Source organism: Pseudoalteromonas denitrificans DSM 6059 (assembly GCF_900112265.1).
GTDB classification, from domain to species: domain Bacteria; phylum Pseudomonadota; class Gammaproteobacteria; order Enterobacterales; family Alteromonadaceae; genus Pseudoalteromonas; species Pseudoalteromonas denitrificans.
The window spans coordinates 49,765-63,169 of the sequence record NZ_FOLO01000021.1 but is presented as its reverse complement, the minus strand read 5'-3'; the positions used below and the strand labels follow the sequence as shown (position 1 = coordinate 63,169).

The window sequence follows — 13,405 nt, the reverse complement described above, 5'->3', positions numbered from 1 at the left end:
TTTAAACATTATTTAAAGTACGTTTTTGCTAGTATGGCACTTTGAGAGGGATCAATACATGGGGGAGGCTGAAGATTATTTTGACATAAACCAATTAACCAGTCGGGATATTTTTCTGTTTTAGCGATGTTATTTATTGTGGGCATTTTAGCATCTGGTGAAAATGGACCAAATACAACGCGATATTTAGTGTGATGATCATTAGGAGTTAAAATAACTTGAGCGTTTAATTTTTGATATAAATTGGCTCTGGTGAGGGCGTAGGATTTATTATTAAAACTGCCAATTACTTTGTAGTATTCAATTTTTGGAGTGTGTATTTTAAACTGCTTAGATAATGAAAGTGTGTCATTTATTTTTTTATCGACAATATTCACTTTGGCTATTATATTTTCTTTTGGTAATTCTTTTGGTAATTCTTTTGGTAATTCTTTTGGTAATTCTTTTGGTAATAAAGGCGTGTTATTTTGAATGTCAGTATTTTGACTTGTTTCATTTTTAGCAATAAGGGTGCGCTCATGAGTGCCTTCTCTTCGGTTTGTTTGACGACACATCGTTTCATCAATAATAACACGGTGTAACGCACAATCTTGTTCCGTTACTAAAGAAATAGCATGATCTGAAAGGGACTTTCCTGTTGTAAGGTAACTTAATCCGCTAATGCCTAAACTAACTAGTTTTAAAGTCGCGCAACCAGATAATAAAAATATGACTAATATTAAGGTACAAATTTTAGTTTTCATAACGCAACATTTAAAGTGAATTGTCACATGACTAAGCAAAAAAAAGACCAATATAAAAGTTGTATTTTTAACCTTTTGAAAATATGAATTTTAAATTTTAAAAAGTGATTTTTTAAAGACTTTTTTTTAGTTATTACTTAAGAGTGAATCGGCAACATATTGCCCAATCGCTAAACTGGCAGTTAAACCTGGCGATTCTATGCCAAATAAGTTAATTAAACCTTTAACGTTATGCTTTTTGTCTGTTTGAATTTCAAAATCTTTAAATGTGTCATCAGGTCCTTGTAGTTTGGGCCGTATGCCACTGTATGCAGGGTGCAGTTTTTGTCGTTGAATATTAGGAAAGTACCTTAGTATTGCCTGATAAAAATTTGACTTTAGTGCTAGAGGAAATTGGTAGTCTAATTCATTAATGTACTGTGTATCTGGTCCAAACTTAAGTTGTCCTGCAATATCAAGTGTTGCATGTATGCCTAATCCTACCGTGTTTTTTTCTGGTATAGGGTAAATGAGATGACTAAAAGGGCTGTGTCCTGAATAAGAAAAATAATGCCCCCTGCACCAATGTAACTTTGGAATGTGGTCGTTTTTTAAACCTAAAATATTGTTTGCAACCTCAGTGCTATGTAAACCAGCACTATTGATTAAATATCGACATTTAATTTGAAAAAAGTCTCCTTGACAATTAAGGGTGACAATAAAACCTTTGCCAATTGGCTCAGCTTCAATGAATTTTGTTTTACCTATAAATTGGCCGCCATTATGTTCAGTTTCGGCTAATAAACTTTGCATAAAAGCGTGAGAGTCTATAATGCCTGTTGAGGGGGATAATAAGGCTGAACTTGCTTTTAGCTGAGGCTCTATTTTTTGTAGTTGAGCTTGAGTTATCAAGGTTAAATCGTTAACTTCATTTTGTAATGCGTGGTGTTTAATTTTTTCGAGTTGGTGCGATTCATGACAGTTTTGCGCAACAATAAGCTTGCCTATATTATTAAAAGGAATATGCCGTTTTTGACAATATTGATATAAACTTTTTTTACCTTCATTGCAAAATTTTGCTTTTAAAGAGTGTTCAGGGTAATAAATACCAGCATGTATTACTTCACTATTTCGGCTACTTGTTTCTTCACCAAATGAATTGTTTTTATCAATGATGAAAACCTGCTTTTGGGTTTTACTCATTTGTGCCGCAATCGCCAAACCGACAACACCAGAACCCACTATAATGACATCAACTGTTTCCAACTTAAATTCCTGATTGAACCTGTAAAGGCTGTTTTAATTAAAAAAATCAATGTTAGACTAGTTAGTAATAACACAATAACAATAAAAAACGGCCAGGGTAGGTTAAAAATGTTATTAGAGAATTTAAAACCACAAAAACATTTTAAATTTTTACAGCAATCAATTAAAGCAACATCAAATAAAATATTTGAAATTCTGGAACGTTTTTTAACGATACCAAGAAATATCATCACAGCTTGGCATAAGTTACATGGGAATCAAAAGATATATGTTTTAGTTTTAGGCCTAATTTTTTATTTTTCCGAACAGGTTTTTTCTGGCAGTGAATCCCATGTTGCATTTATTGGCTGTATTGCTCTGATAGCGATGGCACGTGAGTTATGGAGTTTGTTTACGCGAATTTGGGATACCATGTTTGGTAAAAGTATTATTTTAGTGCTTTATGCTGTGGTGGCAAATTTCACACTTGCTTTAGCAGCGCAAAAAATAAATATTATTGTGGGTGTTGCACCCTCTGAGTTAGTTTATACGCAAGGTTTAACGACCTTAATGATGTTACCTTTTTGGATTTTACTACTGAGTGTGTTTGCATTGACCGTTGTTTTTGTTGGTGCGCAATTAAAAAGTGTGTTTTTTGGCATATTACGTTTTTTACGTTTACATCATGCAAAACCTGAAAATAAAGAACATTTTTCTGGATTATTTTTAGTGATCCGAATTTTAATTTTGCCTTTGGTTGTTATGACATTAGCACAAGGTTTAACTTGGTATAGTCAAAAAATTCACATTCAGAGTTTGTCTTTTGATATTACCGATTTATTAAGTAAAGAACAAAAAATCACACTTAAATCTGGAACTGATAATGTTAAAAAAGAGTTAAAAGCTGAAATGGAGTCTGATTTAAACTCACCCTCGGCTAATGAAGGTGTTCCTAATGATCAAAGTATTAATAAAGAAGCTGTATTTAGGGTTGGTCTGAAATTACCAGAAAGCGAACCAGAATCTAAGGTGAGTCAGCTGACGTTATTTGACCGTGCTATCGCTAGTTTTGTTTATCATTTTGAGGCTTTTGAATTTTCGCGTTGTAAAACAACAAATAAGGAAAGAGCTGTGCCTATTAATGAAAATGATATTTTGGTTGTTGAAAAAGATGATAGCGATATTGGCTTTAAATTTAGCGCTCGATTATGTGAATTAAAATAATAACGCAAGAGATCAAAAGCGCTAAATGTTTCAATATTAATATTTGACATACTTACTTACATCAAAGACATTTTAAAATGGAATTTATTCCTTAATATCACTCTCATACTGAGACATATCATTAAGGAATAATAATAAATGAATAAAGATTCAAATCACTGGTATCTAAATTCCTCTCCTTTAAAGTTGATCTCACAAACAAGCTGGTTATTATTTGCGGCTATTTTTGCTTTATTAGCATATGAAGTTGTTGAATCATCCATTATTGCCAAACATGGCGATAATTCACTTAGTTTATTTGGTTTTATTTTACCTCTCACAACTTTTTTAAGTGCCAGTGCTATTGCCGTTGCAATTAGATCTAATATGGTATTGGTAAAGTCTCATCAATCTCAAGGTCACTATATTACTTCATTAATGTTATGGGCAGGGTTGACTGCAATACTGATGGGGGGCGTTTTTTATATTTCAAAAGGTTTTGTTTTATCTTTATTGGGTTTTGATACTTGGTTGATGCAGTGGTCGCAGGCGCAGCAGGTATTTTACAAAGCAGAGATTTTTTCTTACCTTAATTATAAAATTTATTCATTGGTAGCACTATTTTTAATATGGCAAATAAGTACCATATTACGGACTCTTGGATACCATAAAAGATCCGCATCTTTATTATTATCTTGGATGTTGTTAAAGCTTTTCATGTTAACTCAAATTATTGATGTACAAAGTACAGCTTTAATAACTGAGCTTGGTCAATTACATTTTACAACTGATATGACTTTTGCACTGTTTGGTTTAATGCTGTTAAGCAATAAAATACAGTTTTGCTTTAAAACACTTAAACTAGATATCATTTTTAATGACAAAAAAACAAGCATTATATTGATGTTACAACAATTAGTGCCGCCATTATCTTTAGCATTTTTAATGGCTATCGTTGTTAGAGTTGATGCAAGTCACATAGGTGTTTTTGCCATCGTATTTAGATTAGAGCCCCTTTTATTACTCTTACCTATGGTATTGACTGCGTCTTTACCTGCAAGTATTGGTTTAAATTTTTGGGCTGGAAATAAAAAATGTTGTTATCAAGTTTTAAAATTGTCATTTGCTTTAATTATTATTTTTCAGCTTATATTAGCGACTTTTTTAAATATATACTTGGCTGAGTTAATTAAAGTTTTATGCCCTGACTGTGAACAAGTTAAAATGATTAAAAGTTATTTAGCACTTTTACCTTTTAGTTATGCGGCTTTAGGTTTAGCTGTATTATATCCTTCTTGTTTAAATGCAATTGGGCGACCAAAACAGGCGCTTTTTAAATTAGTATTTCATAGGCTTGTTTTGATCCCATTATTTGTTTTAGTTGGTTACTTAAGTGGGCTGCAAAATAATATTTATTATGCGCTCTTTTTTGCGCATATGGCTGCAGGGTTATTTGTTTTATTACATTTTAGACGTTCATTAAAACCTAAGAAACAAAATGATGAAAAACTATATACCCCCTTAAAAAATAATTTAATAAAACACGTATCAGTCGATTGAGTTGCAGTTGTTAGTGGTTGTTTGTTTTTTGAACAGCGTGGTGTTGAGATTAACTGGTTGAATTGCGTACGCAAAAAGCTGCGCATAGCTGATTATATTTGATGAAACGCGTGTTTTTATTAAAAAATAACTTGACTCTAAAAGTGTTACCTTTATAATTTGTCTCGCTTGAAAGAACGTTTATATTTATGCTACACCATTTCGATGTCTCTTGTTGTACCTCGTCCTGTTTACATAAGTAATAGCAATAAATTTCAGCTTTAATTGTCTTCATAAGAAGACTTAAATTACTCTTGAATAAATAGGAAGATATTATGTCTACTACAACTACTGGTACAGTAAAATGGTTTAACGAATCTAAAGGTTTTGGTTTCATCGAGCAAGAAAATGGTCCTGACGTTTTTGCACATTTCTCTGCAATCGTAAGCGATGGTTTTAAAACTCTTGCTGAAGGCCAACGTGTATCTTTCTCAGTAACTACTGGTCAGAAAGGTCCACAAGCTGAGAACATCCAAGCTATCTAATTTGCATTGCAAATTGTAGTTTTAATCTCACTAGAGATTAGAAAAAGGCAAACTAAGGTTTGCCTTTTTTAATGCTTAAAATTAATTATGAATACCAGCCACCAGTTCATCATGTTCAAAATCATCAACATTAATGACGAGTAAACGTCCAACTTCAGCCTTTTCGAGTGCTTTTGCTTCCTTCAAAGTAATGACTTCAAGATCTAAACCCATTTTTGCTATTTTATCTAAAGCCACAAAAGGATACTTTTGACCTTTAGCCAAACAAACTTTTTCAAAAATAGGCTCTACAGCTAAAATATCTTTTAATATTTGTTCCTGACGGCCTATTAAGTTATGTGGTTCATCGGTTAAATAAAGATAATGACTCAGTCTGTTTCGTGTTTCACTGGGAACTTGTAGTATATGTGCAATAGCATGCTCAAGTTCATCAGTCGGTTTTCTAACGGGACGGCCCCAAGGAAATAAAAGTACTTTCAAACAAAATCTTAATGGAGAAAAAGGTAAGTTATTTATTAAATCAGCCAATGCACGTTGGCAGTGATATAAATTATTTTGGCAACTCCAATGTACTAAATCGAAATCTTCGCGATTACGACCTTCATCATTGTAACGTTTTAATATAGCACTTATGAGATAAAGATAGCTTAGCAAGTCACCTAAACGTGCTGATATTCTTTCTTTTCGTTTTAAAGAACCTCCAAAAATACTCATGCAGATATCAGACATTAAAGCCAGAGCTGCGCTGAAGCGAGATGCAGTTTGATAAAATTGCGCCGTTTCATCTTTGAAAGGTACTTTTGAAAACTTCGCCCCAGAAATAGACAGCCAGAAAGTGCGTACAAAATTTGAAATTGTAAATCCAATATGACCTAAAATCGCTTCATCAAAAGCTTTTAAAGCAGAGTCTGGATTTTCAATGTTGCAAGTATACAGTTCAGTTAGAACAAATGGGTGGCAGCGTATTGCTCCTTGACCGTAAATAATCATGTTTCTGGTTAGAATGTTGGCACCTTCCACTGTTATTGCTACTGGTGCGCCTTGATAACCTCTGCCTAAATAATTATTTGGACCTAAGCAAATACCTTTTCCGCCATGTATATCCATTGCATGATTCATCGCTGTGCGCATTTGTTCAGTTAAATGATATTTTATGATTGCTGATACAACGGAAGGTTTTTCACCTAAATCTACTGCTCCTGTAGAAAGCGATACAGCAGCATCTGCACCATAAGCATAACCAGCTAAAACAGCCAGAGGTTCTTCAATACCTTCCATATGGCCTATAGGTAATCTAAATTGACGGCGGATACGACTATATGATCCACTCGCAAGTGCCGCTGCTTTGATACCCCCAGTTGAGTTTGAGGGTAAAGTGATAGCACGTCCTACAGATAAACACTCAACCAACATACGCCAGCCTTGACCAGCCATTTTTTGACCTCCAATGATAAAGTCAATTGGTACAAATACATCATTGCCTTGAGTTGGACCATTTTGGAATGGTAAATTAAGCGGGAAGTGTCTGCGACCGATAATGACCCCTTCTAAGTTTGTGGGGATCAAAGCGCAGGTTATGCCAGGGCTTTTATCATTACTTAACAAACAATCGGGATCTTGTAATTTGAAAGCAAGCCCTAAGACTGTCGCAACGGGAGCGAGTGTTATATAACGTTTATTCCAAGTAAGTTTTAAGCCTAATATTTCTTTGCCTTGCCACATGCCTTTACAAACAAGGCCAAAGTCAGGAATGCTACTGGCATCTGAGCCTGCTTCTGGGGATGTTAAAGCAAAGCAGGGGATTTCTTCACCTTTGGCCAGACGTGGTAAATACTGCTTTTTTTGTTCATCGGTACCATAATGTTGTAATAATTCACCAGGGCCCAAAGAGTTTGGTACGCCAACAATTGATGATAACAACATAGATTTGCTCGTTAACTTTTGTAATACACAGGATTGCGCAAATGCGGAAAACGCTAATCCCCCATATTCTTTTTTTATGATCATGGCAAAAAATTGATTATCTTTTAAATATTGCCACACTTGTGGCGGTAAATCTGTGAGTTCATGTGTTGCTTGCCAATCATCAAACATGGCACACACAGTTTCAACGGGTCCATCTAAAAATTTTTTTTCTTTTTCGGTTAAGCGTGGTACTGGGTATTGATGTAACTTATTCCAATCTGGGTTACCACAAAATAAGTCAGCCTCCCACCAAGTAGTTCCTGCTTCAATAGCTTCTTTTTCTGTTTTTGACATGCTTGGGGTAATGCGTTTGAATATTCTGAATACAGGTTCAATAATATATTGCTGGCGTATGCCCGTAATCCACAAGGGTAAAGTAATTATTAAAAAAATAAGCCAAGTTAAGGTCGTAAAAGCACCCATGAAGGAACCAACGACTAAAAATATAATACTCAAACCTAAGCAGGTATTTAAATTTGACCTGTGATAACTGGCGATGGCTAAACTCATAATTAAACCGAATAAAAAATATATGGTCATTTTATAATTATCCTCGATAAATCATTTGGGTATATAAAAATTATTATTCTTAATTAAGCTTAGTGCATATTAATTTTCATATCAGATAAAATACTAAGATTAGTATTAAAATAGGATGTTTTATATTTGTTTTAACCAGGATTGCGCTTGTGATTTTAACCAGTTTTTAAAAAGTAAAATGTCATTATTTGGCAGTTGAATCTCCTTCTGGATAGGGTGCAATAAATAATAACCACTATTAGCATTAATTGACCTTACAGGAGCAATTAATTTGCCACTAACAATCTCTTTTGTGATTAAGGTTTTTCTTGCTAACGCGATACCTTGGCCTGCAATTGCTGCCTCAATCGCTAAATCTGTGCGATTGAAATAATGGCCTGTGTTACTTTTCACGTCACTCAAGTTATTCATATTAAACCAGTAGCGCCACTCATGATCTGGCTCTGTTCCAGACCAAGGCATCGCATCGTGTAATAAAGTCATATTTTCCCAATGAATTTGGCTATATAAATCGAGTTTTTCTGCATAATTTGGGCTCATTACGGGCGTTAAAGTTTCGCTCATAAGGAGTTCACAGTGAATATTAGTAGGCAGGTTTAAATACGGAATAGGACCAAAATCTATAATTAAATCATAATCTGTTTTACTTTTATCAACAAGTGCTGCATCGGCAAATAATTGAATTTTAATATGGGGATATTGTTGATAGAAATCTTGTAATTTAGGCACTAACCATTTGTAAGTAAACGAGGGTGTAGATTTAACTCGTATCACTTTATTTACTTCTAAGGGAGTTTGCATTTGTTCTATTGTCTGGCTAATTGAATTCAAACTGGGTTGTACCACTTCAAATAATTTTTTCCCGTCTTTAGTTAAATTGATCCCGCGAGAGTGACGTTCAAAAAGGACTAGCTTAAGTTGTGCTTCTAAATTTGTCATTTGTTGGCTGACAGCACCGGCTGTAATGCATAGCTCTTTGCTGGCTTGAGTGAAATTTTGATGCCTTGCAGCGGCATCAAAGGTCCGTAATGCTGCTAATATTTGTGCATTTAATAACATATTATTAATTTAGAGTTTAGTTTCACTTATATCTTATATTAGCAATTATGCATTGTGGTGTCGGTATAAATATTTAAGAATTTGACAATTAAAATCAAAGGTTAATAAGGTTTATTTGTGAATATTTTAATACTGGGTGGTGGCGTTATCGGTGTGGCTAACGCTTGGTATCTTGCTAAAGCTGGGCATCAAGTTACAGTGATTGACAGGCAGTCAGATGTCGCTTTAGAAACAAGTTTTGCAAATGCGGGACAAATATCTCCAGGATATTCAGCTCCATGGGCTGGCCCCGGTGTACCACTAAAAGCGATGAAGTGGTTACTTCAGGATTTATCTCCTTTAAGAATAAACCCCATTGCAGATAAGCGCTTATATACCTGGATGATAAAATTATTATTAAATTGTAATACTGATAGCTACCGTACTAATAAAGAGCGTATGTTACGTATTGCACAATATAGCCGAGACAGTTTGCAAATACTCAGAAAAGAACTTTCTCTTGATTATGAGCAACGTAGCTTAGGAACGTTGCAAATTTTTCGTCATGAAAAACAAATGCTTTTAGCTCAAAACGATATGCAAATTTTAGAGCAATGCGGTATTAATTATCAGTTATTAAATCCTCATGAGTGTTTAGGCTATGAACCCGGACTTGGCTCAATGGGCAATGAATTAATAGGGGGGTTACGTTTACCTGATGATGAAACAGGAGATTGTTTTCGTTTTACACAAGCTCTTGCCCAAAAATGCAAAAATATTGGCGTCAAATTTATATTTGATCATGAAGTACTCAGCTTAGAAACAGAAAAAAAGACTGGAAGTATCAGTCAGGTAACAACCAATAAAGGAATATTTAAAGCGGATGCTTATGTCATGGCGTTAGGCTGTTATTCTGCTGCTTTACTAACACCTCTGAATATTAATTTACCTGTTTATCCTGTTAAAGGGTATTCATTAACAGTTCCTATAAAAAATGAAGGTTCATCGCCAATGTCAACTGTAATGGATGAAACCTATAAAGTGGCAGTGTCACGATTTAACAAGCGTATTAGGGTGGGGGGCACAGCAGAACTAACAGGCTTCAACTTAGATTTACCCATTTCTCGCCATGAGAATTTAAATTTTGTGCTCAATCATTTATTTCCAAACGCAGCAGATATGAGTCAGGCACAATACTGGACAGGACTGAGGCCTATGACACCAGATGGCACACCTATTTTAGGAGCTTGTCATATCAATAATTTATATATCAATACAGGTCATGGGACCTTAGGCTGGACCATGGCGGTAGGTTCGGCGAAATATGTAACAGATATTATTAATGGTAAAAAGCCAGAAATTAGTACAGAAGGTCTGTCTTTAGCAAGGTATGTTTGATTATTAGTATAAAGACTTTAAATAGACTCCTCATAAAAATACCTAAGGGGTAAGGTGCTTTTATGAGGGGTCTAGAAACGGGATTTACGATTGCTTATATTTTTGAATTAGGAAAGTATTAAATATTTATGGCTGGTTTTGCTGTAAAAAACAGCCATAAAAAAGACAGTTAAACTATAAAACGATTTAACAGATTCTGTTGCTCTTGAGAGATATTTTTTTGCTCTGCCATTGCTTCATTTGCAATATTTGCACTATCAGCAACTTGTTGAGATAAATCTTTAATATTGGTTGTATTACGATTGATTTCTTCGGCGACTAAGCTTTGCTCTTCCGCCGCGGTTGCAATTTGGAAATTCATTTGGGTAATTTGCCCAATTGATTCTCTTATATTGGTCAATGCATCATTGGCTTGTTGTGCTTTTGTCACGCTGTGACTTGCTTCTTTTTGTGATTGTGACATCACAGAGGCAACTGATTGTGCGCTTTTTTGTAGTAACTCAATCATATTTTTAATTTCAGAGGTTGCAGATTGTGTACGTTGTGCAAGCGTTCTGACTTCATCGGCAACAACGGCAAATCCTCGGCCTTGTTCACCTGCTCGTGCAGCTTCAATTGCAGCATTTAAAGCTAATAAATTTGTTTGTTCGGCAATGCCTGTTATAACTTGTAAAATAGACTCTATATTTGCTGTTGAAGTTTCAAGCTCTTTTACTTCAAGCACTGCATTTTCAATATGCTTGGACAGTTGGACAATAGAGTTTGAAGTCGTATTGACAACCTCTGCGCCTTGTCCTGCTGTTTTATCTGCTTGTTCAGCGGATGTCGCAGCTTGTTGTGCATAACCTGCAACTTCAAGTGAGGTCGATGACATTTCAGTCATAGCTGTTGCAAGTTGCTCTAACTCAGATAATTGTTGATTCATTGCAATAACTGAGGCGTGTGCACCGCTTGCTGTCTCCTCTGTACCTTGTAAGATCTGGTTGCTCAATAACTTACTTTGTAAAATAAGTTGTTGTAATTTTTCAGTAAAAGCATTAAATCCTTGTGCGACTAAAGCAAACTCTTGATCGCTTTGCGTTGATAGACGTTGTGTTAAATCACCTTCTCCTATTGCAATATTTTGCATTGCATTTGAAATAGTTACGAGCGGAGTCATGAGTTTTTTGATTAAAAACAACATCAGCAATACCCCTGAAATAAGGGCGACCATAGAATACATGATTGCCTGATCACGTAAAGTATCGCTTGTTGCGTTGATTATATTTTCATCTACAGCTATTGCTAGGTACCAGTCCATGTCAGGTACTTTGACAAACTTCACCTGTAAACTTTTATCATCAACAGTTATTTTTTGCACTTGTTCAGTTATTTTCAATTCATAACCAAATATTTTATGCATGGATTTACCATTATATTGCGTATCAGGAAAAGAAATTAAGGTGCCATTTTCACTGACTAAAAATGCGTATCCAGCATCAAGTAATTGCACCTTTTTTAAGGTTTCCCCTAGGCCTTTTAGACTGATATCAACAAACATTGCCCCTGAAAACCTGCCAGCGTTATACATAGGAAGGCCCATAGAGACTATAATTTCTTTGGTAACAGCATCGGCATAAGGCGCTGTAAAAACAATATCCATTTTATTTTTTGCATCTTTATACCAAGGTCGAGTTCTTGAGTCATAATTGGCACTGGGGATCCAATTAGGGTCATTATCAAGTATCGAGCCGTCTTTTTCAAAACCAACACCAGCTAAAATAAACTCTTGTTTTATTATCGACTTATTATAGATTCGATTAATATTACTAGGACTAATATCATCTTCAATTAAACTTATCATATATTGCGCTAATGACTTTTTTGCATTCATCACATTAGAAATATCGAGCGCTGCTAAATTTGATGATTCATGAACACTTTGTATTACGAGTTCATCGATACTTGTTTTTACTTTAATATATTGATTTAAAGATAATAAACAAAGTGATAACAACAAAATACAAGAAGTTGCGGCTATGAGTTTTGACTTGAATTGCATGAAAGTCCTTATAGGGTAGTGCGTGTATTAAAAAAAAGGGTCTTAACGACCCTTACGGAATTAAAATTTATAATCAAAGTTGTAACGCATTCCAATCATTATCTGATCGTTATCCGTTTTATATTCAAAGTTATTGTGTTGATACTCTACAAATAAGCGAAAATCAGGCGTACCTTGCCACTCTAAAGTCGTGTTATAAGCTTGATAATTATCTGAATTTGACTCAGCTAAGCCATCATCGTATTGCGAAATACCAATTTTTAATTTATAGATTTCGTTGATTGCATAAGCACCCACAACATCTAAGGTTGAACCATCAATATCGTCAATTTCAATGTCTTGATATGATGTTGCCAAATATAAAGATCCAAAATCTTTGGCAATTGATACACCAAGTGCTTTTTCAGTTGCCCCATCGTCTCGACTTTTATCGTAGTAGGCAACGGCGGCTTTTATTGCGTTTGTTTTATACTGAATACCCGTATTAAAAAAATCACTGCTATTGTCTTTATCACTGCCATTAAATTGTGAATCAACGGAGATGCTGATAGCACCAAATTCTTTACGGTATGTTACTAAGTTATTTACGCGAAAAGGGCTGATAGAATCGTAAGCAAGAGGAGTGGCTGAACGGTTAAAAATATCAACAGAGTCTGCAATCATATTATATTGCGCTGAAGCTTGCTTACCGATTGTAAATCGACCAAAGTCACCTTTAATACCCACATAGGCTTTACGTGCTTCACCAAAATCACCATTTGCCTGAATATTGACTTTAAATTCACCTTTGGCAAAACCAGTTAAACCGTTTGTGAGTTTATGTTCTGTTTTAAAACCAACTCTTGATAATGCATCACCTACATCCCAGACATCTTCATCGCCACTGGTTACACCAAAAGTAGGTCGTAAAGTGCCATACACATTAAAGCTTGTATTGGCAGGAATAGACTTAGTTGTATTTTGGGTTTTGTTTTCAAGTTCACTTAAACGTTTTTGGATCAGTTCTAATTGTTGTTTTAGCTGTGCCTGTTCATTTTGCTGATCTGATGCACTTGCAGTGAAAACAGGAAGAGTGATTATTAATGGGAGTAACGCGCTTTTTATTTTGTTCATTTTATTACCCTGTTGATTTTATTAAGCGAGCACAACTACACCCGCATGTGTGAGAG

The 13,405-nt window shown here is 34.9% G+C and carries 10 protein-coding genes; 4 read left to right on the top strand and 6 right to left on the bottom strand.

Going from position 1 to position 13,405, the window contains the following annotated elements; all coding sequences use genetic code 11:
• Positions 1-8: 8 nt before the first annotated feature.
• Together BM088_RS14010 and BM088_RS14005 are read right to left on the bottom strand one after the other, a co-directional pair.
• Positions 9-743 (bottom strand): SPOR domain-containing protein, encoded by a 735-nt coding sequence (locus BM088_RS14010; protein ID WP_091985073.1) that lies wholly within the window; start codon positions 741-743, stop codon positions 9-11.
• A gap of 126 nt (positions 744-869) precedes the next feature.
• Entirely contained in the window at positions 870-1,988 is a 1,119-nt protein-coding gene (locus BM088_RS14005) for an NAD(P)/FAD-dependent oxidoreductase (RefSeq protein ID WP_091985070.1), read from the bottom strand.
• 108 nt (positions 1,989-2,096) lie between these two features.
• Here BM088_RS14005 and BM088_RS14000 point away from each other — a divergent pair, with 108 nt between their 5' ends.
• The 3 genes from BM088_RS14000 (at position 2,097) to BM088_RS13990 (ending at position 5,254) form a co-directional block, all read left to right on the top strand.
• On the top strand, positions 2,097-3,191 hold the full coding sequence (locus tag BM088_RS14000; RefSeq protein ID WP_091985067.1) for a hypothetical protein: 1,095 nt from the start codon (positions 2,097-2,099) through the stop codon (positions 3,189-3,191).
• A gap of 138 nt (positions 3,192-3,329) precedes the next feature.
• Positions 3,330-4,730, top strand: coding sequence for an MATE family efflux transporter (locus BM088_RS13995; protein WP_091985064.1), 1,401 nt, complete (start codon positions 3,330-3,332; stop codon positions 4,728-4,730).
• Between the two features lie 314 nt (positions 4,731-5,044).
• Complete coding sequence (locus BM088_RS13990; protein ID WP_091985062.1) at positions 5,045-5,254, top strand: cold-shock protein; 210 nt, start codon at positions 5,045-5,047, stop codon at positions 5,252-5,254.
• Between the two features lie 81 nt (positions 5,255-5,335).
• Here the strand turns inward: BM088_RS13990 and fadE are convergent, their stop codons facing one another.
• Together fadE and BM088_RS13980 are read right to left on the bottom strand one after the other, a co-directional pair.
• On the bottom strand, positions 5,336-7,759 hold the full coding sequence (gene fadE / locus BM088_RS13985) for an acyl-CoA dehydrogenase FadE (RefSeq protein ID WP_091985059.1): 2,424 nt from the start codon (positions 7,757-7,759) through the stop codon (positions 5,336-5,338).
• A gap of 120 nt (positions 7,760-7,879) precedes the next feature.
• The gene (locus tag BM088_RS13980) at positions 7,880-8,818 is read right to left on the bottom strand and encodes a LysR substrate-binding domain-containing protein (RefSeq protein WP_091985055.1); all 939 of its coding nucleotides are present in this window, start codon (positions 8,816-8,818) and stop codon (positions 7,880-7,882) included.
• Positions 8,819-8,935: 117 nt separating this feature from the next.
• Here BM088_RS13980 and BM088_RS13975 point away from each other — a divergent pair, with 117 nt between their 5' ends.
• The gene (locus BM088_RS13975) at positions 8,936-10,195 is read left to right on the top strand and encodes a D-amino acid dehydrogenase (protein ID WP_091985052.1); all 1,260 of its coding nucleotides are present in this window, start codon (positions 8,936-8,938) and stop codon (positions 10,193-10,195) included.
• A gap of 169 nt (positions 10,196-10,364) precedes the next feature.
• Here the strand turns inward: BM088_RS13975 and BM088_RS13970 are convergent, their stop codons facing one another.
• Together BM088_RS13970 and BM088_RS13965 are read right to left on the bottom strand one after the other, a co-directional pair.
• Complete coding sequence (locus BM088_RS13970) at positions 10,365-12,236, bottom strand: methyl-accepting chemotaxis protein (protein ID WP_091985050.1); 1,872 nt, start codon at positions 12,234-12,236, stop codon at positions 10,365-10,367.
• Positions 12,237-12,296: 60 nt separating this feature from the next.
• Positions 12,297-13,349: a porin gene (locus tag BM088_RS13965; RefSeq protein ID WP_091985047.1), complete on the bottom strand. Its 1,053-nt coding sequence runs from the start codon at positions 13,347-13,349 to the stop codon at positions 12,297-12,299.
• Positions 13,350-13,405 lie beyond the last annotated feature (56 nt).